Here is a 19,910-nt window from a genome sequence, read left to right as displayed (position 1 = left end):
GCCGCTGGCGATTGGAAGTAACGAGAGCGGTCCCGGCTTTCGCTGGGATGACGATCAGCCGCTATTCCGAAGCGCCGTCGCGATCGCGTTGATCGTCAGCTGGATGCCCTCGGCGATGCGCGGATCGGTCTCGCCGGCGCGGTGGCGCTTCATCAGCTCGATCTGCAGCAAATTCAGCGGCTCGATATAGGGCAGGCGCAGCCGGATCGACGCTTCGAGCGCCGGATTCTTCTCGAGCAGCCGCGTCTGGCCGGTGATGTCGAGGAGCCCGTCATGCGCGCGGTTCCATCCGCCCTGGATGCGGCCAAAGATCGCGTCATGCCCGTCGATTCCCGCCGCCAGCTCGGCGTAGCGCGCCGCGATCCCCATGTCCGATTTGGCGAGCACCATCTCCATATTGCCGAGCAGCGCTGCGAAAAAGGGCCAGCCCGCCGCCATGTCCGCCAGCAGCGCCTTGTCCTCGAACGCCGCAAACCCCTCGCCGGTGCCGTACCAGCCGGGCAGCATCGCGCGCGACTGCGCCCAGCTGAACACCCACGGGATCGCGCGAAGATCCTCGATCGCGCTCGACTTGGTGCGGCTCGACGGCCGCGACCCGATCTTCAGCGTCGCGATCTCGGCGATCGGCGTCATCGCGCGGAAGAAATCCTTGAACGCCGGCGTATCGTAAACGAGCCCGCGATAGGCCGCAAAGGCACCGTCCGACAGCTGGTCCATCGCCGCGGTAAAGCGCGCGGCATCCTTGTCGCTCAGCGCCTCGGGCTCGAGGCTCGCGAGCAGGCTCGCCGACACCATCGCCTCGAGGTTCGTCGCCGCGCTCGCCGCCGTCCCATATTTCGCCGCGATCACCTCGCCCTGTTCGGTGATGCGGATGCGCCCCTGCACCGTGCCCGCGGGTTGCGCGCGGATCGCGGCAAAGGCGCTGCCGCCGCCGCGCCCGACCGCGCCGCCGCGGCCGTGGAACAATTGCATCGCGGTGTCGGCCTCCTCGAACACCGGGGTCAGCGCCTGCGACGCCTGGTGCAGTCCCCAGGTCGAGGTCAGATAACCGCCGTCCTTGTTCGAATCCGAATAGCCGATCATCACTTCCTGATGCCCGCGCTGGCCGATCTGCGGGCCGATTTCGGGCATCGCGAAATAACGCGCCATGATCGCGGGGGCGCGGCCCAAGTCGTCGATCGTCTCGAACAGCGGCACGACCATCAGGTTCGACTGGCCCGCGTCGCCGCCGCTCCGCCACAGTCCGGCTTCGCGCGCGAGGACATGGACTTCGAGCAGGTCGGACAGCTCCTGCGCCATGCTGATGATCCACTGGCAGATCGCGTCATTGCCCAGCCGTTTGCGCACATCGGCGGCGGCATGGACGATCGCGAGTTCGCCCGCGGTCTCGTCGCTCCACTGGTGCCACGGCGCCGCGAGCGGCCGGTCGCTTTGTAGCTCGGCGGTGAGCAGCGCGACGCGTTCCTCTTCGCCCAGCGCCAGATAATCAGGACAAACGCCCGACACGCTGAGCAACTCGGCGAGCACGCGTTCGTGCACCGCGCTGTTCTGGCGCATGTCGAGCGTCGCGAGGTGGAATCCGAACACTTCGACCGCGCGGATCAGCCGCCCCAACGCGCCGATGCCGCCGAACTGGCCCTGGCTGTTCGCCGACAGGCCGTTGGCGATGGTGACGAGGTCGCGGCGAAGCGACGCCGGGGTGGAATAGGGGGCGCCGCTGAGTGCTGAAGGGCGCGGCGGCGCGCGCCCGACGATCTGCGTGTAGGTCGCGCACAGCCGCGCATAAATCCCCGACAGCGCGCGGCGATAGGGTTCGTCGCGGCGGCTCGGCGCGGCGTCGCCGCTCGCCTCGGCCAGCGCTTCGACCGCCTCGGGAACCACGGCGAGGCTCGCCGACACCGACAGCTCGGCGCCGAGGTGGTGGACCGCGTCGATATAATGGCCGAGCACCGCGGCGGCGTTGCGTGCCGTCGCCATGTGCATCGTTTCGGCGGTGACGAAGGGGTTGCCGTCGCGGTCGCCGCCGATCCAGCTGCCGACGCGCAGGAAGCTCGCGGGGCGCTGCCCCAGCTCGGCTTCCCAGCGCGCATAGAGCTTGGGCACCACGGGCAGGAAGACGTCGCGCAAATAGGTCAGCGCATTGTCGATCTCGTCGGCGACGAACAATTTTTCGGTGCGCAGCGGGCGCGTCTGCCACAACAGCACGATCTGCCGCCGGATCGCATCCTCGACGACATCGCCCTCGGGGGTCTCGTCGGCCCCAGCGTCGCGCAGCAGCATCAGCTCGGCGATGCGGTTCTTGTGGTCCAGCACCGACTTGCGCCGCACCTCGGTCGGGTGCGCGGTCAGCACCGGCGCGACGAGCGAGGCGCTCAGCAGCGCCGCGATTGCATCGCCGTCGATCCCGTCCGCGCGCAGCTTTTCGATTGCGGCGGCGACCGTCGCCTCGGGCTCGGCCGCAACCCCCTGCCGGTCCTCGGCGAGGTTCGCGAGCATCGAAAACAGCATGAAGCCGCGCACAAAGGCGATCGTATCGTCGAGGCTCAGCGCATCGAGCCCCGGGTCGATCGCCTCGGCCCCCGCGATCCCGCGGTGCCGGTCGACGCTCGACGAGCGGATATATTCGGTCTGGCGGAACAATTTGTCGCCGCCATAAGCGCGGATGACGTCACCGAGGATCCGCCCCAAATAGCGGATGTCGGGGTTTTGCGAGATCTGGATAGGCGGGCCCATGCGCCGGATTGCTGCACCTGCGAAGGCGCAGCGTCAAGCGGCGCATAGCTATGCGCGCGCCAGATCTATGCGCCTTCGCGGGCCGGTTCGCCTATATCTATCCCGAAACGCGCCCTTCGAGTAACACTATTGCGCGTTCTCCATGGCTCGTGGAGCAACAGGCGTTAGGCAAAGGTCTCGTAGACGTCGTCCGAAAATCCCTCGCCTCGTTTTAGCGCGATGGCTCCGCGCACTCCGCCGACCATCGCGCCGAGTAGAACCGCGCCAACGATCCATGAGGTGGGCGTTCCATTCAGGATCGTGCTGAGAAAATATAATAATGTGGCAAGAATTCCGACGATAATCCCGCGGCCCTGGCGAAGCAGCGCCGCTGCGACGAACATCAGGACGATGTGAGCTACCGCTATCAGGATCATCGGGTTCGCGTCGCCAATGAGCCGCACAAGATTGTCGGTGCCCACGGAAAACCACAGCCTCAAAACACTGAGTGTCGCGACGATGGTCAGTGCCGTTGATGCAGTCTGGGCTGCACTGAGCGCCCCCGCGCGTGTCGTCAGGTCGGGCGACCACAGATTCTTGAACGTGCCGCCGATGCCGCCTTGATAGGCCATGCTATCCTCCCCCTTGCCGGCCCCGCCTGCGCCCCCCGCGCGGCGATTGCCGCCGGAGTGGCTATCAAGTTTCAGGATGGCCGTCCAGCAGGGTGGGAATCAACGCGTTTTCACGAGGTTGAGCGTCCCCATATCGACTGTGCGCCGCCCGTCGAACGTAACGCTATTGCGCGTGTCGGTGATGAACATCAGCTTCCCCGACGCGTCGGTGATGCGTGCCGCGACGGCATAGCTGTGGCGCGGGTCGAGCTGGCGCTGGTCGACGGTCAGCGAAAAGGCGAAAGGCACCTGGCGGCCGTCGGCGGTGAACGATTGCTGCGCGATCGTCTTCGACGGGGCGTCCATCAGGCTGACATCGCTCAACGTAACTTCGACCTGCGCGGTCGGCGGCAGCGCGATGCGCTCGCGATAGGTGATGCTGCCGGTCACCGACACGGGCTGTTCGGCGGGCGGGACTGTCGCGCACGCGGCGAGCAAAGGTGCGGTGACCATGCCAACGGCGAGCAAGCGAGCGATGCGAACCATGATGTTTCTCCTTTTTTCGATGGTTGGCGGCCGCCTAATGCCATCGAGGTGAACCCACGCTGTCGCGCCCGCCCATGCGCCGTTCAGCCTTCCAGCTCGACATCCCAATACAGCCAGTCGATCCAGCTGGTGTGCAGATAGTTCGGCGGGAACGCCCGCCCATTGTCCTGCAGCTGCCAGCTCGTCGGGCGCCAGGGCTGCCGATAGATCGGCATATGCGCCTGTTGCGGGGTGCGGCCGCCTTTTTTGAGGTTGCACGGCGCGCACGCGGTCGCGACATTTTCCCACGTCGTCCGCCCGCCCAGTCGGCGCGGCACGACATGGTCGAAGGTCAGATCCTTTCCCGACCCACAATATTGGCACGAAAACCGGTCGCGCAGGAACAGGTTGAAGCGCGTGAACGCCGGATGCTGCGACGGCTTCACATATTGGCGGAGCGCGATGACGCTGGGGATCGGCATCGTCTTCGTCGGCGAATGAATCTCGCGTTCGTAATTTTCGACGATGGTGACGCGGTCGAGGAAAACCGCCTTGACCGCCGTCTGCCAGGGCCACAGGCTCAAGGGGTAATAGCTGAGCGGCGTATAGTCTGCATTGAGAACAAGGGCCGGACAGGAATCGGGATGCCGGGCGAGATCGGGATGAAACATGGCTACGCTACGCTGCCCCCTATACTGCGCGGGATGGCGCGCCACTGCCAGTCCCGGGTGACAGCATCATTACATCACGCATATGATTCGCACGTCAAGAGGCGATGTGCCGCAAGATATGGAATGTCCAACGGGGCAGAGGCACAGTATCTAGACCCGGACGGCGCCGCATGCTGACCCGCTTCGCCCCCAGCCCGACCGGCGAACTCCACCTCGGCCACGCCTATAGCGCGGTGCTCGCGCATGACGCGGCGCGGCGCGCGGGCGGGAAGTTCCTGATCCGCATCGACGATATCGACGGCAGCCGCTCGCGCGAGTCATTTGTCGGCGCCTCGCTCGCCGACCTCGCCTGGCTCGGGATCGACTGGGACGGCGATCCGGTGCGCCAGTCGGCGCGTCTCGGCGCCTATGCCGCCGCGCTCGACACTCTGCGCGCGCGCGGCCTCGTCTATCCCTGTTTTTGCACCCGCGCCGATATCGCGGCGAGCCTGTCGGCGCCGCATGGGCCATCCGGCGCGATCTACCCCGGCACCTGCCGGGGCTTGTCCGAAACCGAGCGGACACGCCGCCTCGCGGACGAACCGCATTGCTGGCGCCTCGACACCGCGCGTGCGCTTGCCGAAAGTGGCGATCTGCAATGGGAAGAGGCGGGGCAGGGGCTTCGGTCCGCCGATCCGGCGGCGCACGGGGATATCGTCCTCGCGCGCAAGGACGCCCCGGCGAGCTATCATCTCGCGAGCACGCTCGACGACGCCGCGATGGGGGTGACGCACGTCATCCGCGGCGCCGATCTGATCGCCTCGACCGACGTCCACCGGCTGCTCCAGGCGCTGCTCGATCTGCCGACCCCGCTTTATCGCCACCACGCGCTCGTCTGCGGCCCCGATGGCAAAAGGCTGGCGAAGCGTGACGCCGCGGCGTCGCTCGCCTCGCTCCGTGCGGCCGGGATCGGCGGGCGCGCACTCGCCGCCGATTTGGCCGCAGGGCGGCTTCCCGCTGGCTATTCGCTGCAAAATCCCTAGATTGGGGTTATGGAAATCCTGCTCATCCTTGGCGTCGTTATTGCCGCCGGCTTCGTCCTCTTCTCGCTCGCGCGGGGGCTCTTCTATTTCTCGCAAGGGCACAAAGCCCAGATGGACGGTACGGTCCATGAGAATCAGGTGATGCAGAACAAGATGATGATGGCGCGCGTGAAGTGGCAGGCGATCACGATCATCCTCCTCGTGCTGATCGGCCTGTTCGCCGCGGGCAAATAGGCCGGGGCGCATGGTCAAGCTCAACAAGATCTACACGCGGACCGGCGACGACGGCACGACGGGGCTCGTCGACGGATCGCGCGTCGCCAAATCGGACGCGCTGATGGCGGCGATCGGCGACGTCGACGAGGCGAACAGCGCGATCGGCATCGCCGCCGCGGCGCTCGATCCGGCGAGCGACGAAGCCGCTATGCTTGCGCGGATCCAGAACGAGATGTTCGACCTCGGCGCCGACCTTGCGACCCCGCCCGACATCCAGTTCGGCTTCGGCCCGCACGAAATGGCGCTGCGCATGGTGCCGAGCCAGATCGCGCGGCTCGAGGACGAGATCGACCGCATGAACGACGCGCTCGATGCACTCAAAAGCTTCATCCTGCCCGGCGGCACCGAAGCCGCGGCGCGACTCCACCTCGCGCGCGCGGTGACGCGCCGCGCCGAACGCGCCGCCGTCGCGGCGGGCGCGGCGCGCGACCTCAACCCGATCGCGCTCAACTATCTCAACCGCCTGTCGGACCATCTCTTCGTGCTCACGCGGCACATCAACGCCGCGGCGGGTGGCGATATTCTCTGGAAACCCGGCGCGACGCGCTAAGATATCGTCGCCCCCGCGAAGGCGGGGGCCGCTGGAGAGGTAGCGCAAGGCTGATGGCGGCCCCCGCTTTCGCGGGGGCGACGAATGCATGTTCCCTAAATGTTCCTAGACATTCCATCACGGCGTAACCATAATCGGGCACGCAGCGAAACCGAATCGCACCCCCGGGGATTGTCTCACCATGGCCAGCCGCACCGACGCCCAAAATCGTACCGATCCGCTGGAAGAGCTGATGCGGCGCTTCGTCGCGACGCGCCGCCTGTCGCTCGATCTCGTCGCAACGCTGTCCGATGCCGACGCGAGCGCACAGTCGATGCCCGACGCTTCGCCCGCCAAATGGCACCTCGCGCACATGAGCTGGTTCTTCGAAACCTTCATTCTGCGCGACCATGTTCCGGGCTATACGCTCTTCGACACCCGCTATCCCTTTCTCTTCAATAGCTATTATGAGGCCGAAGGGCCGCGCCATGCGCGCCCGCATCGCGGCCTGCTGACGCGCCCGTCGCTCGACGAGGTGCGCGTCTGGCGCGCGCATGTCGATGCCGCGGTCCAGACCGCACTGCCCGATCTCCCGGCGAGTGCGCTGACGCTCGTCGACCTCGGCATCCATCACGAGCAGCAGCATCAGGAATTGCTGCTCACCGACCTCAAGCATCTCTTCGCGCAGAATCCGCTCGGACCTGCCGTGTGGGAAACGCGAATCGCGAGTGAAGTTGCGCAGTTTTCCGCGATGAAATGGATCAAGGGTGCGGATGGCGTGGCGAAGGTCGGCCATGCGGGCACTGGCTTCGCCTTCGACTGCGAAGGCCCGCGCCACGACGTGCTGCTGACCCCGCACGCGCTCGCCAGCCGCCCGGTGAGCAATGGCGAATGGCAGGAATTCATCGCCGATGGCGGCTATCATACCCCCTCGCTCTGGCTCAGCGACGGCTGGGCGTGGGTGCGCGCCGAGGACATCGAGGCGCCGGCCTATTGGCAGGACGGCCAGACCTTCACCCTGTCGGGCTGGCAGGATATCGACCCCGCCGCGCCGGTGACGCACATCAGCTTCTTCGAGGCCGACGCCTTCGCGAGCTGGGCGGGCGCGCGCCTCCCGACCGAACAGGAATGGGAGGCTGCGGCGTCGTCGTTCGACCCGAACGGCGGCCAGCAACTCGACGCCGCCCGACCGGTGCAGCCTGTTCCCGCCGCCGGCGACGCCGATCTGCAACAGATGTTCGGCAGCGTGTGGGAATGGACCGGCAGCGCCTATCGCCCCTATCCCGGCTTCCGCGCCGCACCCGGCGCGGTCGGCGAATATAATGGCAAGTTCATGAGCGGCCAGTTCGTACTCCGCGGCGGCAGCTGCGCGACCCCGCGCGGCCATCTGCGGGCCTCCTACCGCAATTTCTTCTACCCCCACCAGCGCTGGCAATTCACCGGCGTGCGGTTAGCCAAGGATCTTTGACATGGGCGTTGTGCGCAATCTCAGGCAAGTTGCGGCCGACGACGCGGGCGTTGATGTAGCCTTTCGCGCCGACGTCCATGCCGGCCTCAGTCAGCAGCCGAAGGCGATCCCCGCGCGCTGGTTCTACGACGCGACCGGCTCGGCGCTGTTCGAGGATATCACCGCGCTCCCCGAATATTATCCGACGCGCAGCGAAACCGACATGCTCACCCGCCACGCCGCCGACATCGCGGCCGCGATCGGTCCGGGCCGTGCGGTCGTCGAACTCGGCTCGGGCAGTTCGACGAAGACGCCGCTGTTGCTCGATGCGATCGCGCCCGCCGCTTATGTGCCCGTCGATATTTCGGGCGACTTCCTGCGCGATAGTGCGGAGGCGCTCGCGATACGCTTTCCGGGGCTGCCGATTTATCCGGTCGAGGCCGACTTCACCCAGCGTGTGACGATGCCCGACGAAATCGCCGACGTGCCCAAGCTCGGTTTTTTTCCGGGCAGCACGATCGGCAACATGGTCGCGCGCACCGCGATCGACCTTTTGCGCAACTGGCGCTGCGCGCTCGGCGAAGCGTCGCTCCTCCTCATCGGTATCGACCGGATCAAGGATGTGGCGACGCTCGAGCTGGCCTATGACGATCCGGCCGGCGTGACTGCGGCGTTCAACCTCAACCTGCTCGAACGGATCAACCGCGAGCTCGGCGGCAACATTCCGGTCGAGAATTTCGCCCATCGAGCCGTGTGGGACGATGTCCATGCGCGCATCGAAATGCATCTCGTTGCGGCGTGCGACATCGAGTTCACCGTCGACGGCCGCGGCTATACGATGGCGAAGGGCGAGACGATCCACAGCGAGAACAGCCACAAATACGGCGCGCGCGACGCGAACCTGCTTTTGCGCGCGTCGGGTTGGACGCCGATCGCAACCTGGGACGACGCCGATCCCGCCTTTGCCCTGATCCTCGCCGAAGCGACCGCTTTCCGCTCCGCTCCCTGACGCGCGCTCTTGACGCACGGGGCCGAAGCCGTAGGGGCACAGGCACGGTTTTCAGCGAAAAGGGCAGCATATGATCGTCGGCGTTATCGGTGCGGGACAAATGGGCGCGGGCATTGCGCAGGTGTCGGCGGGTGCCGGGCATGATGTGCTGCTCTCCGACATCGACCTCGCGCGCGCCGAAGCGGGCAAGGCGGGGATCGCCAAGGCGCTTGGCCGCCTCGTCGCCAAGGAGAAGATGACGCAGGCGGACGCCGACGCGCTGCTCGCCCGCATCACCCCCGTCGCCGACCACAGCGCCTTCGCCCCCGCCGACCTCGTGATCGAGGCGGCGACCGAGCGCGAAGAGATCAAGCGCGCGATCTTCGCGAGTGTTGGCCAACATCTGTCGGCGACCGCGATCCTCGCCAGCAACACCAGCTCGATCCCGATCACGCGGCTGGCGCAGGCCGCACCCGACCCGGCGCGCTTCATCGGCGTCCATTTCTTCAATCCGGTCCCGGTGATGGGGTTGATCGAACTGATCCGCGGCCTCGCGACCAGCGACGACACGCTCGCAAAGGTCGAAGCCTTTGGCCGCGGTCTCGGCAAGGAAATCGTCCACGCCAATGATGCGCCGGGCTTCATCGTCAACCGCGTGCTGATGCCGATGATCAACGAAGCGGTGTTCGCGCTTGGCGAAGGCGTTGCGACGATGCAGGATATCGACGCTGGTTGTCGTTTGGGCCTCAACCATCCGATGGGCCCGATCACGCTCGCCGACTTCATCGGACTCGACACCTGCCTCGAAATCATTCGTGTGCTCTACAGCGGCACCGGCGATCCGAAATTCCGCCCCGCGCCGTTGCTCGTCCAATATGTCGACGCCGGCTGGGTCGGGAAAAAGGCGGGTCGCGGCTTCTATGACTGGACGGGGCCGGAGCCCGTGCCGACGCGATAACGCCGGTAACCGACGTTGCTCCCGTTTATGACTGGACGATCGACGCGTCGTTGCACAGGATGATGCGTCCGCGGTAGGGTGGTACAGCCGCCGGACAGTGGAGCCGACGTTTTTCCGCGCGTCGAATGGGTGCGGCAATCCGGGCCGGGCAACCGAGGGGAATGATCATGCGCCGCATTTTGTTGACGAGCCTGACCGCCGCCGCTTTTGTCCTGCCTTTCCATGCGCACGCCCAGCAGGGCGCGCCCGAAGATTCGACGATCAAGGACACCGCCAATTCGGTGACCGAACCGTTCGACGGCAAGGAAATCCCTCCCAAGCTCCTGGCGATTCAGCACGACCCCTATTCACTCGCCGGCCTGGGAAAATGCGCCGCGATCATCCGCGAGGTTGGCGAGCTTAACGAGGTTCTCGGCGCCGACGTCAACGAACAGGTCGACAAGAGTCTGGCCAAGAAGCGCGAAGAAACCGCCGGCCGCGTCGCCGGTACGGTGGCGGGTGGGATTATTCCCTTTCGCGGGTTGATCGCCGAGGTCACCGGCGCGAACGCCGAACGGCGGCGCTACGCGCTCGCGGTCTATGCCGGAACGGTGCGCCGCGGTTTCCTGAAAGGCGTCGGGCTTGAGCGCGGTTGCAAGGCACCCGCCCGGCCGTGACGACGAAAAGCGGCCCGCCGTAGGCGACCGCTTTTCGAGCTTTACAGCGGCGTCGCGATCGCGCGGCAGCTTTCGGGCGCCGAACGCAGCGCGGTGTTCCACGTCACGCCATTGCCCTGCCGGTGCAGTCGCGCGCCGTTCTTGTTCTCGTAAATCTGGCCGCTGTTCGCCGGCGTCGATTTGAGCACCATCGTCTGCCCACCGTTGACGCGCACGATCGCGCCGTCACCGACATAGTTGACGTTCAGCCGGGTGCCGCGGTCGCATTCATAGGCGGTTCCGGTTTGGCGGGGCACCGACGAACAGGCCGCAAGCGCGAGGATCGCGGCGCCCGCCGCGACAAGAGCCGTTGCCTTCATATCTGTTTCCCCCTTAGTAGCCCGAACGCACGCACAGCACGTCGGCGAGGTAGACCCGCCCGCTGATCGTTTCCATATGCTCGCGCGCCGACCCGTTCCAGCCGATCGAACGGCACCAGCTATCGGCGGCCTGCGCCGCGCAATTGGCGGTCGCCGATCCGCGCGCGCAGGCGAGCACGCGATAGTTGCGCTCTGCGGGCTGGGTGTGGAATTCGGCAAAATTGCCTCGCGCTACCTGGTCGTTGGCGGGCGGATTCGGGTTCCAGCCGCCGCCCCCGCCACCGCCGCCAACCGGGCGGATCGACTGGATGGTGAGGCCGCGCAGGACATTGTTGAGCATCGGCGTGTCGCGATCGACCGTCCGGCAATTGCCGCGGTAGCGCGTCCTTTCGCACAATTCCCAGCGTCCGTTCGGGACACGGATCGAATTGACCGGCCAGGCGAGGCCGAGGTTTGGCTTTTCCTCGCCGATGAACACCGCGGGGCCGCGATAGCCGGCGTCGCGATAGATCGTCGCTTCGGGCGGGCGATCGGCGCGGTAGCGTTCGGTCTCGGCCGTCTGGGCATAGGATGTGGCGAGGAAACCCGCCCCTATCGACGCCGCAGCCGCGGCAAGGATCGACAAACGATACGCGGTTTTCATGACAGCCTCCCATTTTGCGAACGCGACCCGGGATTTGTTATTTGCCCAAGTTTACGCCATTCGCTGGCGGCTTGCAAATTTCCCCAATCGCCCGGGGCGGTTACGTTACGGCACGCAGATCAGGGTGCCTTGGCGGGTTCGGTTGCCGGGGTGCTTTTCGGCGTGGTCGTCGACGTGGCCTTGGTGGGTGCCGCCGTCACGGGCGCGGTCGGCGGCGGCGCGGCGAGCGGCGGAGCGACACCGAGCATCAGTCCCGCAAGCGCCGCCGACATCAGGTTCGACAGGCTGCCCGCGAGCAGCGCCTTCAGCCCCAGCTTGGCGATCATCGGACGCTGGTTTGGGGCAAGTCCGCCGGTCACCGCCATCTGGATCGCGATCGAGCTGAAATTGGCGAAACCGCAAAGCGCAAAGGTCGCGATCGCGACCGCCGCCGCCGACATGTCGCCCTGCGCCCTGCCGAGGTCGATGAAGGCGACGAATTCGTTGAGCACGACCTTGCTGCCGAAGAGCCCGCCGACCGTCGCGCTTTCCTCCCACGGCACGCCCATCAGCCACATGACGGGGCGGAAGATCGTGCCGATGACCGCCTGGAACGACAGGCCGTCGATGCTGAACCAGCTGCCGATGCCCGCAAGCAGGCCGTTGGCGAGCGCGACGAGCGCGACGAACGCCATCACCATCGCGCCGACCGCGACCGCGAGCCTGACGCCGGTCTGTGCGCCCTGCGCCGCCGCCATGATGATGTTGGCGGGCTTTTCCTCGTCATGACTTGCCTCGGGCATGACCACCGGTTCGATGCCGATGTCCTTGGGATCGTCGGGCATCATGATCTTGGCCATCAAAATGCCGCCGGGCGCCGACATGAAGCTGGCGGCAAGCAGATAGGGGAGGAGATGCGGGCCGATCATTCCGGCATAGGCGCCGAGAATCGTGCCCGCGACCCCCGCCATGCCGACCGTCATCACCGAGAACAGCTGCGGCGGGGTCAGCCCGGCGAGATAGGGGCGGATGACGAGCGGCGATTCGGACTGACCGACAAAGATGTTCGCCGCGGCGCCGAGGCTTTCGACCTTGGTGATGCCGGTGACCTTCTGGATCGCGCCGCCGACCCATTTGATGATCAGCTGCATGATTCCGAGATAATAAAGCACCGAGATCAGCGAGGCGAAGAAGATGATGACGGGCAGCGCGCCGATCGCGAACACCGCCTTGCCATAGGGCGCCTGCGTCAGCACGTCGCCGAAGAGGAACCGGGTGCCCTCGTCGGCATAGCTCAAGAGGTTCGACACGCCGTTCGACATCGCCTGGATCACCGCGCGGCCCCATGGGGTGCCGATGACGAGCACCGCGAAGCCGGCCTGGAGCAGGAAGGCGGGGATGACGATGCGCAGGCGAATCCAGCGACGGTTCGACGAAAAAAGCACGGCAATCGCAAGCAATGCGACGATGCCGAGCAGACCGATCAGGCGTTCCATGATGTAAGTGCGTCCCCCGCAAGTTTAATGCGCCTGTCTAACGGGCTTTGACAATGGGGCAAGGGCCGCGCGTCGAGCCGTGTTTCTCGGACTTTCCAGCACCCGCAAAAGCGATTAAGCGGCCTCGATGGAAAATAGCTCTTCGCGCGTGATCGCGCCTTCGTTGCTGCTGTTCGCGATCCTCTACGGCGGCATGGTTCCGCTCGGCGGTTTCCTGGGGGCAAAGCAGGTCGCGCTTGGCCCGCTGGCGGTCGAGGCCGGGATTTTCCCCTTTTTGACGCTGATCGCGATCTCGAGCGGGATCGCCGAACTGCACGGGCGTGTCGTGGCCGACAGGCTGGTGCGGCTGGGCTTCATTCCGCTGATCCTCGCGATCGTCCTAACGGTGTTCGTGCTGCAATTACCGACCGATGCGGGCATGTACGAGCCCGCGAAGGAGGCTTTCCCGATCATCGTCGGCCAGGGATGGCGCATGATGGCGGCGGGAATCCTCGCTTATGGCGTGTCGGTCAGCCTCAACGTCTGGCTCTTTGCGCGGATGACCGCGAACAACGGCCGCCTATTGCCACTGCGCGGTTTTGTTGCCGCGGCGCTTAGTCAGATCATCGATACGTTGATCTTCATCACCGTCAGCTTCTATGGGGTCCGCCCGATCGGCGACCTGATGCTCGGCCAGATGATCGCCAAGGTCGTGCTGTCGGCGGTAATGGTGCCGTTGCTGGTGATGGCGGTGGTGGCGCTGGGCCGCCACCTTGATGCGAAGAACGGCGGATGATGTCGATGACCGATCCCTCGAAAATGCCCGACCTGCTCGCCAAGGCCGAAACGCTGGTCGAGGCGCTGCCCTATCTGCAGCGCTATGCCGGCGAGACCTTCGTGATCAAATATGGCGGCCATGCGATGGGCGATCCCGAAGCGCAGCGCGACTTCGCCGAGGATGTCGTGTTGCTGAAAGCGGTCGGGATCAACCCCGTCGTCGTCCATGGTGGCGGGCCGCAGATCGGCGCGATGCTCAAGCAGCTCGGGATCGAATCGACTTTTGTCGGCGGGCTGCGCGTCACCGACGCAGCGACCGCCGAGGTTGCGGAGATGGTGCTCGCGGGCAAGATCAACAAGGAAATCGTCAGCTGGATCGCGGCGCTTGGGGGCCGTGCGGTCGGGATTTCGGGCAAGGACGCGAATCTCGTGCTCGCCGAAAAGGTCACGCGCACCGAGCCCGACCCCAATTCGGGGATCGAGCGGCATGTCGACCTGGGCTTCGTCGGCGAACCCGTCGCGGTCGATCCGACGATCCTCGTCAATCTGACGAAGGACAATTTCATCCCGATCGTCGCGCCCGTCGCGCTCGGCGCCGATGGCGCAACCTATAATATCAACGCCGACACGATGGCGGGCGCGATCGCGGGTGCGCTGGGCGCAAAGCGCTTCTTCCTGCTCACCGACGTTGCCGGGGTACTCGACAAGTCGGGGGCGCTGCTCACCGACCTCGACCGCCCGGCGATCGATACGCTGAAAGCCGACGGGACGATCACCGGGGGCATGATTCCCAAGGTCGAGACGTGCGTCGCCGCGGTCGACGCCGGGGTCGAGGCGGCGGTCATCCTCGACGGGCGCATTCCGCACGCGATGCTGCTGGAAATTTTCACCGCGAGGGGTGCGGGGACGCTCATTCACCGCTAAGAGACATGCGCATGGCCACAGGAGAATAGTGCCTTGATCTGTATGCTCATTGATATTTTGCATATCATATTGAATGTCATCTGGTATTTCATCATCGCTCAAGCGGTGATGTCGTGGCTGATTGCCTTCAACGTTATCAACACCCACAATCAATTCGTCGCCCAGATATGGACGGTTCTCGACCGGATTACGGAGCCGCTCTACAGGCCGTTCCGCCGTATTATGCCTGATTTTGGTGGGCTCGATCTGACACCAATGCTGGTACTTATCTTGGTCATCATTATTGACGGCCCGGTTTTGAGATACGCCGAAGGCATGGCTACCTGCCCGGTAGGGATGTGAACCTGATGCAATCCGATGCGAGCGTCATCGACGGCAAAGCTTTCGCCGCCGGCCTGCGGGCGCGGATTGCCGATGCGGTCCCGGCTTTCAAGGCCGCGACGGGCCGCGCGCCCGGTCTCGCGGTCGTACTCGTCGGCGATGATCCGGCGAGCGCGGTCTATGTCGGGTCGAAAGGCAAGGCGACGATCGCCGCGGGCATGGGAAGCTTCGAGCATCGGCTGCCCGCGACCGCGTCGCAGGCCGAAGTCGAAGCCTTGCTGCGCCAGCTCAATTCCGACGATGCCGTCGACGGCATCCTGTTGCAATTGCCGCTGCCCGGCCATCTCGACGAACAGGCGGCGGTCGCGACGATCGATCCCGACAAGGATGTCGACGGACTGACACCGGTAAGCGCCGGGCGCCTCGCGCTCGGCATCGCCGGAATGGTGCCGTGCACGCCCTATGGCTGCTTGCTGCTGCTTCAGGACCGGCTCGGCGACCTGTCGGGCAAGGATGCGATCGTCGTCGGGCGCTCGATCCTCGTCGGTAAGCCGATGGGGCAGTTGCTGCTCGGCGCCAATTGCACGGTTACGATGGCGCACAGCCGGACGAAGGATTTGCCCGCGCTCGTGCGCCGCGCCGATATCGTCGTTGCCGCGGTCGGCCGCGCCGAAATGGTGAAGGGCGACTGGATCAAGCCCGGCGCGGTCGTGATCGATGTCGGCATCAACCGCCTGCCGCCCGTCGGCGGCGCCGCGAAAGGCCGGCTCGTCGGCGACGTCGATTATGACGGCGTCGCTGCGGTTGCCGATGCGATCACCCCGGTGCCCGGCGGCGTCGGCCCGATGACCATCGCGTGCCTGCTGCGCAACACGCTCGTCGCCGCGCACCGCCGCGCCGGGCTTGCCGATCCGGAGGGTTTTTGATGCGCCGTCTGGCCATCGCGGCTATTTCCCTTTCGGTGATAGCGGGCGGCGCTGCGATCGCACGCCAACGCGACCCGCTCGCGGCGAACCCCAGTGCCTTCATCGCCGCCGAAATCGGTTTTTCGCGGCTCGCGCAGGAAAAGGGCCAGTGGACGGCGTTTCGCGAAACCGCGGCGCCCGAAGCGGTGATGTTCGTGCCGCAGCGCGTCAATGCGCGCAATTGGCTGAAGTCGCAGAAGGACCCCGCCGAGGCGGTGAAGTGGCAGCCGCACGCGGTCTATACCAGCTGCGACGGCAATGTCGGCGTCACCACCGGCGCGTGGCAGAAGGGGCCGGCGAACGGATATTTCACGACGGTCTGGCTGCGCGACCCCAAGAAGGGCAAGCTCGCCTGGACCCTCGACCATGGCGATACGCTGGCGACCCCGCGCGAAGCCCCCGATTTCATCGCGTCGAAACAGGCGGTCTGCGGTTCACGCCCTGCGGTAGCGGTCGAGGCGGGCGGCGAGGGTGACGATAGGACTGTCGGCCTGTCGCCCGACCAGACACTGAGCTGGACGTCGACCGTCCGCGCCGATAAGTCGCGCCGCGTCACGATCCGCCTATGGGACGGCAAGGCCATGGCGACCGTCATCGACGATCAGGTCGCGGCGCCGAAGCAGCCATGATCGACCTTTTCATCTCGGCGTTCGTGACGCTGTTCGTCGTCATCGACCCGCCGGGCTGCGCGCCGATTTATGCCAGCCTGACGACGGGGGCGAGCGCGGCGCAGCGGCGTTCGATGGCGATCCGCGCGACGGTGATCGCCGGGCTGATCCTCGTTTTCTTCGCGATGTTCGGCGAAGCGCTGCTGAGCTTTCTTCACATCGATCTCGACAGTTTTCGTATCGCGGGCGGGATCATGCTGTTCATCATCGCGATCGACATGGTGTTCGAAAAGCGCACCGAACGCCGCGAACAGCGCGCCGAGAAGGTGATGGCGACCCCCGAGATCGAGGATGTGTCGGTGTTCCCGATGGCGATGCCGATGCTAGCCGGTCCGGGGTCGATCGCGTCGGTGATGCTGCTCGTGTCGCAAAACAGCGGGCTCGACCGCGCTTTCGTGATCTTTGGCGCGCTGCTGCTCGTGCTTCTGCTGACGCTCGCCGCGCTGCTTTCGGCGGGGCCGCTGATGCGGCTGATCGGCAACAAGGGCGAGGCGGTGATTACGCGCCTGCTCGGTGTGCTGCTTGCGGCGCTTGCGGCGCAATTCGTGATCGACGGGCTGAAGGCGAGCTTCCCGAGCCTCGGATAAAAAAGGGGCGCCGCCTTTCGGCGACGCCCTTTCTTTTCCACGGGAATGGAACTGGATTATTGCGCCGCGTTGACGTCGTTCTGGGTGACCGGCGCGATACGGATTTCGACGCGGCGGTTGCACTGATAATCGGCCTCGCCGCGTTCGGGCGAGCATTTGAGCTGCGATTCGCCGTAGCCGAGCGTCGCCATGCGCGCACGCTGGATGCCGCGGCCGCCCAGATAGTCGGCGACCGACGCGGCGCGGCGTTCGGACAGGCCCTGATTATAGCTGTCGCTGCCCGTCGAATCGGTGTGGCCATAGACGTCGATATAGGTGCTCGGATATTCGGCGAGCGTCGACGCGACGCTGTCGAGCGCGCTGCGGAACTGCGATTTTACCATCGCGCTGTTGAGGTCGAAGGTCACGTCGCCGGGCATGTTGAGCACGAGCTGGTCGCCCTGACGCTCGACATCGATCCCGGTGCCCGCGGTGCGTTCGCGCAGCTTCTTTTCCTGCTGGTCCATATAATAGCCGACGCCCGCGCCGGCGACCGCGCCGATGCCCGCGCCGACGATTTCCTCGGTGCGGCTGTTGCGCCCGCCGATCAGGTCGCCGAGCAGATAGCCGCCCAGAGCGCCGCCGACGCCGCCGATCGCGGCCTTCGAGATCTTGCGCTCGCCGGTCACCGGATCGGTGACGCAGCCGGTCAGCGCGATCGCGCCGATGCTGGTCATTATGGTGAGCTTGATCGTCCTGCTGTTCATCTTTTTCGCTCCCTTTATCCGGCGGATGCCTCGCGTCCTTTGCATGCCGCCCTTCCTTGCCGATAACATATGGCTGGCGATCTGGTTCCAAAATTCGCCTGAACGCCGACTGAGCAGGGCATTCAGGTGTGCGCCATTGTGCAATGCGCCGCCTTTCGCTTATAGGGCGGACATGACCGAAGCTGACAGGGGCCGGGCGCCGATGCGCCGTACGAGCGCCCAATGACCCCCTTCCCCTGGTCCGATGTGGCGATCATCGCGGTCCTCGTCCTCCTCAACGGCGTTTTCGCCATGTCCGAACTGGCCATCGTCTCGTCGCGCGACCCGCGATTGCAGGCGGCCGAGAAGCGCGGCAGCCGCGGCGCGAAGATCGCGCGCCAGCTCGCCTCCGATCCCGGGCGCTTCCTGTCGACGGTGCAGGTCGGCATCACGCTGATCGGCGTGCTGACCGGCGCCTATTCGGGCGCGAGCCTTGGGCAACCCGTCGCCGACCGGCTTTCGGCCTGGCTGGGCCTCGAAGCCGAAACGGCCGAGGCGGCGGGTTTTGCCGCCGTCATCGCGCTCACCACCTATTTTTCGCTGATCGCGGGCGAGCTGGTGCCCAAGCAGTTCGCGCTGCGGGCGCCCGAACGGATCGCGATCGCGGTGGCGGTGCCGATGTACTGGTTGTCGAAAATCGGCGCGCCGCTCGTCGGGTTGCTCGACGCGAGCTCGGCGCTCGTCTTTCGCCTGCTCGGGCTCAAACGCGAATCGGAAGATCGCGTGACCGCCGAGGAATTGCACCTGATCGTCGCCGAGGCGTCGAAATCGGGGGTGATCGAGGAAAGCGAACGCGCGATCATCTCGGGCGTCGTGCGCCTGGCCGACCGGCCGGTGCGCGAGGTGATGACGCCGCGCAAGGACGTCGACTGGGTCGATATCTCGCTCGACGCGCGCGGGGTGCGCGATAAGCTGGTCGAAACGCCGCACAGCCGTTTGCCCGTCGCGCGCGGGTCGGTCGACGATATCGTCGGTGTCGTGCAGGCGCGCGACATCGCCGCAGCGCTGTTCCAGGGCGAGACGCTCGACCTCGAGCAATTGATGCGGCCGGCCAAAGTGATCCATGACCAGATCGACGCGATGGACGCGCTCGAAGCCTTGCGCGCCGCTGATGTGCCGATGCTGTTCGTCCACGACGAATATGGCCATTTCGAAGGGCTGGTGACCCCCGCCGACCTGCTCGCCGCGATCGCCGGCGAATTCGCGTCGGATCAGGACATCGGCAGCGAGCCGTTCGTCGTCGAACGCGAAGACGGCAGCCTGCTGATCGCGGGGTCGATGCCCGCCGACCAGATGGCCGAACGGCTGGGCATCGAGCTTGGCGACGACCGCGACTATGCGACCGCGGCGGGCCACGCGCTCGCGATCCTCAAGCATCTGCCCAAGGAAGGCGAGCGTTTCACCGACAAGGGCTGGCGGTTCGAGATCGTCGATATGGACGGGCGCAAGATCGACAAGCTGCTGGTGACCGAGGTGCGCAAGCCGAAGGACGACGAAGCCGAATAGGCGTGGCTTAAGGCCACAAAAGCCCCGCGTGAGCGCGCTCAAAGTGAGTCCTTTGTGGCCTTAAGCGGCGCCGCATCCTCGCGCAGCGCCGAATGGACGATGTCCATATCCGGGCCGCCGGTCACGTCGATCGCACCGCCGCGCAGCACCCGGACGGTGGTGATGCCGTTGAGCGCGCGATCCATCGCATAGTCGAACTGCCGCATCCGGCCCATTGCGATCGCCCGATCCCATGCCTGCGCAAAGCTCTCCGCACCGGGGCGGTCGCGCAGCCGATAGGCGGAGCGGCGACCCATGCCGACGGCGCGCGCCGCCTGCCCGACCGAGCCCATCGCTTCGAGCGCGCGGATGAAGCATTGCTGCGTTGTCGGTGTCCAGCCGTCGGCGCGGCGGCGTTGCTGCGGCACGGGATGGAAGGCGAGGCAGGTGCCGGCGAGTAGCGGCGCGGGTGGGTGCGTAGGTTCCATCGGCCAGTTTGGAGCATGGCGTAGGAATGTAGGAAAGCGAATTTTGCGGGTCTGCTTCC

23 protein-coding genes are annotated in these 19,910 nt (G+C 65.8%); 14 read left to right on the top strand and 9 right to left on the bottom strand.

The genetic code is table 11. The features are described 5' to 3' along the window. Nucleotides 1–54: 54 nt before the first annotated feature. The 4 genes from ppc to J2X38_RS17245 form a co-directional block, all read right to left on the bottom strand. A complete protein-coding gene (gene ppc / locus J2X38_RS17260; RefSeq protein ID WP_310255801.1) occupies nucleotides 55–2,733 on the bottom strand; it encodes a phosphoenolpyruvate carboxylase in 2,679 nt (892 codons plus the stop codon). A gap of 164 nt (nucleotides 2,734–2,897) precedes the next feature. Continuing rightward, nucleotides 2,898–3,344 carry a hypothetical protein gene (locus J2X38_RS17255; protein WP_310255799.1) on the bottom strand — a complete coding sequence of 149 codons (447 nt, stop codon included), beginning with the start codon at nucleotides 3,342–3,344 and terminating at the stop codon, nucleotides 2,898–2,900. Between the two features lie 99 nt (nucleotides 3,345–3,443). Then, nucleotides 3,444–3,869: a YbaY family lipoprotein gene (locus J2X38_RS17250; protein ID WP_058539888.1), complete on the bottom strand. Its 426-nt coding sequence runs from the start codon at nucleotides 3,867–3,869 to the stop codon at nucleotides 3,444–3,446. 83 nt (nucleotides 3,870–3,952) lie between these two features. After that, nucleotides 3,953–4,519, bottom strand: a complete 567-nt coding sequence (locus J2X38_RS17245; protein ID WP_037512689.1) for an HNH endonuclease — start codon at nucleotides 4,517–4,519, stop codon at nucleotides 3,953–3,955. 170 nt (nucleotides 4,520–4,689) lie between these two features. Between J2X38_RS17245 and gluQRS the strand changes: the two genes are divergently transcribed. From gluQRS to J2X38_RS17210, 7 genes are all read left to right on the top strand, one after another. Then, entirely contained in the window at nucleotides 4,690–5,541 is an 852-nt protein-coding gene (gene gluQRS, locus J2X38_RS17240) for a tRNA glutamyl-Q(34) synthetase GluQRS (protein WP_310255795.1), read from the top strand. Nucleotides 5,542–5,550: 9 nt separating this feature from the next. Further along, a complete protein-coding gene (locus tag J2X38_RS17235) occupies nucleotides 5,551–5,775 on the top strand; it encodes an HIG1 domain-containing protein (protein ID WP_310255793.1) in 225 nt (74 codons plus the stop codon). 10 nt (nucleotides 5,776–5,785) lie between these two features. Next, on the top strand, nucleotides 5,786–6,367 hold the full coding sequence (locus J2X38_RS17230) for a cob(I)yrinic acid a,c-diamide adenosyltransferase (protein ID WP_310255791.1): 582 nt from the start codon (nucleotides 5,786–5,788) through the stop codon (nucleotides 6,365–6,367). A gap of 181 nt (nucleotides 6,368–6,548) precedes the next feature. After that, nucleotides 6,549–7,814, top strand: coding sequence for an ergothioneine biosynthesis protein EgtB (egtB, locus tag J2X38_RS17225; protein ID WP_405053468.1), 1,266 nt, complete (start codon nucleotides 6,549–6,551; stop codon nucleotides 7,812–7,814). 1 nt (nucleotide 7,815) lies between these two features. Then, nucleotides 7,816–8,802 carry an L-histidine N(alpha)-methyltransferase gene (gene egtD / locus J2X38_RS17220; protein WP_058539883.1) on the top strand — a complete coding sequence of 329 codons (987 nt, stop codon included), beginning with the start codon at nucleotides 7,816–7,818 and terminating at the stop codon, nucleotides 8,800–8,802. 70 nt (nucleotides 8,803–8,872) lie between these two features. Next, complete coding sequence (locus tag J2X38_RS17215) at nucleotides 8,873–9,739, top strand: 3-hydroxyacyl-CoA dehydrogenase NAD-binding domain-containing protein (RefSeq protein ID WP_310255789.1); 867 nt, start codon at nucleotides 8,873–8,875, stop codon at nucleotides 9,737–9,739. Nucleotides 9,740–9,906: 167 nt separating this feature from the next. Next, nucleotides 9,907–10,395 carry a hypothetical protein gene (locus tag J2X38_RS17210; protein WP_310255787.1) on the top strand — a complete coding sequence of 163 codons (489 nt, stop codon included), beginning with the start codon at nucleotides 9,907–9,909 and terminating at the stop codon, nucleotides 10,393–10,395. Nucleotides 10,396–10,436: 41 nt separating this feature from the next. Here the strand turns inward: J2X38_RS17210 and J2X38_RS17205 are convergent, their stop codons facing one another. The 3 genes from J2X38_RS17205 to J2X38_RS17195 form a co-directional block, all read right to left on the bottom strand. Next, nucleotides 10,437–10,754: an MliC family protein gene (locus J2X38_RS17205; protein WP_058539881.1), complete on the bottom strand. Its 318-nt coding sequence runs from the start codon at nucleotides 10,752–10,754 to the stop codon at nucleotides 10,437–10,439. A 13-nt stretch (nucleotides 10,755–10,767) separates the two neighbouring features. Next, nucleotides 10,768–11,397 carry a beta/gamma crystallin-related protein gene (locus tag J2X38_RS17200; RefSeq protein WP_310255785.1) on the bottom strand — a complete coding sequence of 210 codons (630 nt, stop codon included), beginning with the start codon at nucleotides 11,395–11,397 and terminating at the stop codon, nucleotides 10,768–10,770. Between the two features lie 119 nt (nucleotides 11,398–11,516). Further along, nucleotides 11,517–12,872: a nucleoside transporter C-terminal domain-containing protein gene (locus tag J2X38_RS17195; RefSeq protein ID WP_310255784.1), complete on the bottom strand. Its 1,356-nt coding sequence runs from the start codon at nucleotides 12,870–12,872 to the stop codon at nucleotides 11,517–11,519. A 127-nt stretch (nucleotides 12,873–12,999) separates the two neighbouring features. Here J2X38_RS17195 and J2X38_RS17190 point away from each other — a divergent pair, with 127 nt between their 5' ends. Genes J2X38_RS17190 through J2X38_RS17165 form a run of 6 tightly spaced genes read left to right on the top strand, consistent with a single transcriptional unit; the run spans nucleotide 13,000 to nucleotide 17,093 of the window. Next, nucleotides 13,000–13,647, top strand: coding sequence for a queuosine precursor transporter (locus tag J2X38_RS17190; RefSeq protein WP_058539878.1), 648 nt, complete (start codon nucleotides 13,000–13,002; stop codon nucleotides 13,645–13,647). Then, the gene (gene argB / locus J2X38_RS17185; protein WP_405053467.1) at nucleotides 13,644–14,552 is read left to right on the top strand and encodes an acetylglutamate kinase; all 909 of its coding nucleotides are present in this window, start codon (nucleotides 13,644–13,646) and stop codon (nucleotides 14,550–14,552) included. Before J2X38_RS17190 ends, argB begins: the two co-directional genes overlap by 4 nt. 42 nt (nucleotides 14,553–14,594) lie before the next feature. Then, nucleotides 14,595–14,894, top strand: a complete 300-nt coding sequence (locus J2X38_RS17180) for a YggT family protein (RefSeq protein ID WP_310256090.1) — start codon at nucleotides 14,595–14,597, stop codon at nucleotides 14,892–14,894. Nucleotides 14,895–14,899: 5 nt separating this feature from the next. Then, nucleotides 14,900–15,799, top strand: coding sequence for a bifunctional methylenetetrahydrofolate dehydrogenase/methenyltetrahydrofolate cyclohydrolase FolD (folD, locus tag J2X38_RS17175; RefSeq protein WP_310255782.1), 900 nt, complete (start codon nucleotides 14,900–14,902; stop codon nucleotides 15,797–15,799). Beyond that, nucleotides 15,799–16,467: a hypothetical protein gene (locus tag J2X38_RS17170; protein ID WP_310255781.1), complete on the top strand. Its 669-nt coding sequence runs from the start codon at nucleotides 15,799–15,801 to the stop codon at nucleotides 16,465–16,467. The genes folD and J2X38_RS17170 overlap by 1 nt, the downstream gene beginning before the upstream one ends. Further along, nucleotides 16,464–17,093: a MarC family protein gene (locus J2X38_RS17165; RefSeq protein ID WP_037512727.1), complete on the top strand. Its 630-nt coding sequence runs from the start codon at nucleotides 16,464–16,466 to the stop codon at nucleotides 17,091–17,093. Before J2X38_RS17170 ends, J2X38_RS17165 begins: the two co-directional genes overlap by 4 nt. A 56-nt stretch (nucleotides 17,094–17,149) precedes the next feature. Here the strand turns inward: J2X38_RS17165 and J2X38_RS17160 are convergent, their stop codons facing one another. Continuing rightward, on the bottom strand, nucleotides 17,150–17,839 hold the full coding sequence (locus tag J2X38_RS17160; RefSeq protein WP_310255778.1) for an OmpA family protein: 690 nt from the start codon (nucleotides 17,837–17,839) through the stop codon (nucleotides 17,150–17,152). 222 nt (nucleotides 17,840–18,061) lie between these two features. Between J2X38_RS17160 and J2X38_RS17155 the strand changes: the two genes are divergently transcribed. After that, nucleotides 18,062–19,384 carry a hemolysin family protein gene (locus J2X38_RS17155; protein WP_310255776.1) on the top strand — a complete coding sequence of 441 codons (1,323 nt, stop codon included), beginning with the start codon at nucleotides 18,062–18,064 and terminating at the stop codon, nucleotides 19,382–19,384. Nucleotides 19,385–19,422: 38 nt separating this feature from the next. Here J2X38_RS17155 and J2X38_RS17150 read toward each other — a convergent pair whose 3' ends face one another. After that, entirely contained in the window at nucleotides 19,423–19,851 is a 429-nt protein-coding gene (locus J2X38_RS17150; protein WP_310255774.1) for a hypothetical protein, read from the bottom strand. Between the last annotated feature and the right edge of the window lie 59 nt (nucleotides 19,852–19,910).

The sequence above is a fragment of the Sphingopyxis sp. BE235 genome (assembly GCF_031457175.1).
In the GTDB taxonomy this organism is placed as follows: domain Bacteria; phylum Pseudomonadota; class Alphaproteobacteria; order Sphingomonadales; family Sphingomonadaceae; genus Sphingopyxis.
Note: the sequence above shows the minus strand (reverse complement) of the source record. Positions and strands in the feature narration are given on the sequence as shown.

Excerpts from the sequence above, each read along its gene's own strand:
- J2X38_RS17195 (WP_310255784.1), bottom strand. The coding sequence starts at position 12,872 with ATGGAACGCCTGATCGGTCTGCTCGGCATCGTCGCATTGCTTGCGATT.
- J2X38_RS17190 (WP_058539878.1), top strand. The coding sequence starts at position 13,000 with ATGGAAAATAGCTCTTCGCGCGTGATCGCGCCTTCGTTGCTGCTGTTC.
- J2X38_RS17215 (WP_310255789.1), top strand. The coding sequence starts at position 8,873 with ATGATCGTCGGCGTTATCGGTGCGGGACAAATGGGCGCGGGCATTGCG.
- J2X38_RS17210 (WP_310255787.1), top strand. The coding sequence starts at position 9,907 with ATGCGCCGCATTTTGTTGACGAGCCTGACCGCCGCCGCTTTTGTCCTG.
- ppc (WP_310255801.1), bottom strand. The coding sequence starts at position 2,733 with ATGGGCCCGCCTATCCAGATCTCGCAAAACCCCGACATCCGCTATTTG.
- J2X38_RS17235 (WP_310255793.1), top strand. The coding sequence starts at position 5,551 with ATGGAAATCCTGCTCATCCTTGGCGTCGTTATTGCCGCCGGCTTCGTC.
- egtB (WP_405053468.1), top strand. The coding sequence starts at position 6,549 with ATGGCCAGCCGCACCGACGCCCAAAATCGTACCGATCCGCTGGAAGAG.
- J2X38_RS17165 (WP_037512727.1), top strand. The coding sequence starts at position 16,464 with ATGATCGACCTTTTCATCTCGGCGTTCGTGACGCTGTTCGTCGTCATC.
- J2X38_RS17200 (WP_310255785.1), bottom strand. The coding sequence starts at position 11,397 with ATGAAAACCGCGTATCGTTTGTCGATCCTTGCCGCGGCTGCGGCGTCG.
- J2X38_RS17255 (WP_310255799.1), bottom strand. The coding sequence starts at position 3,344 with ATGGCCTATCAAGGCGGCATCGGCGGCACGTTCAAGAATCTGTGGTCG.
- J2X38_RS17180 (WP_310256090.1), top strand. The coding sequence starts at position 14,595 with ATGCTCATTGATATTTTGCATATCATATTGAATGTCATCTGGTATTTC.
- gluQRS (WP_310255795.1), top strand. The coding sequence starts at position 4,690 with ATGCTGACCCGCTTCGCCCCCAGCCCGACCGGCGAACTCCACCTCGGC.
- argB (WP_405053467.1), top strand. The coding sequence starts at position 13,644 with ATGATGTCGATGACCGATCCCTCGAAAATGCCCGACCTGCTCGCCAAG.
- J2X38_RS17245 (WP_037512689.1), bottom strand. The coding sequence starts at position 4,519 with ATGTTTCATCCCGATCTCGCCCGGCATCCCGATTCCTGTCCGGCCCTT.
- J2X38_RS17155 (WP_310255776.1), top strand. The coding sequence starts at position 18,062 with ATGACCCCCTTCCCCTGGTCCGATGTGGCGATCATCGCGGTCCTCGTC.
- J2X38_RS17230 (WP_310255791.1), top strand. The coding sequence starts at position 5,786 with ATGGTCAAGCTCAACAAGATCTACACGCGGACCGGCGACGACGGCACG.
- J2X38_RS17160 (WP_310255778.1), bottom strand. The coding sequence starts at position 17,839 with ATGAACAGCAGGACGATCAAGCTCACCATAATGACCAGCATCGGCGCG.
- folD (WP_310255782.1), top strand. The coding sequence starts at position 14,900 with ATGCAATCCGATGCGAGCGTCATCGACGGCAAAGCTTTCGCCGCCGGC.
- J2X38_RS17205 (WP_058539881.1), bottom strand. The coding sequence starts at position 10,754 with ATGAAGGCAACGGCTCTTGTCGCGGCGGGCGCCGCGATCCTCGCGCTT.
- egtD (WP_058539883.1), top strand. The coding sequence starts at position 7,816 with ATGGGCGTTGTGCGCAATCTCAGGCAAGTTGCGGCCGACGACGCGGGC.
- J2X38_RS17250 (WP_058539888.1), bottom strand. The coding sequence starts at position 3,869 with ATGGTTCGCATCGCTCGCTTGCTCGCCGTTGGCATGGTCACCGCACCT.
- J2X38_RS17170 (WP_310255781.1), top strand. The coding sequence starts at position 15,799 with ATGCGCCGTCTGGCCATCGCGGCTATTTCCCTTTCGGTGATAGCGGGC.
- J2X38_RS17150 (WP_310255774.1), bottom strand. The coding sequence starts at position 19,851 with ATGGAACCTACGCACCCACCCGCGCCGCTACTCGCCGGCACCTGCCTC.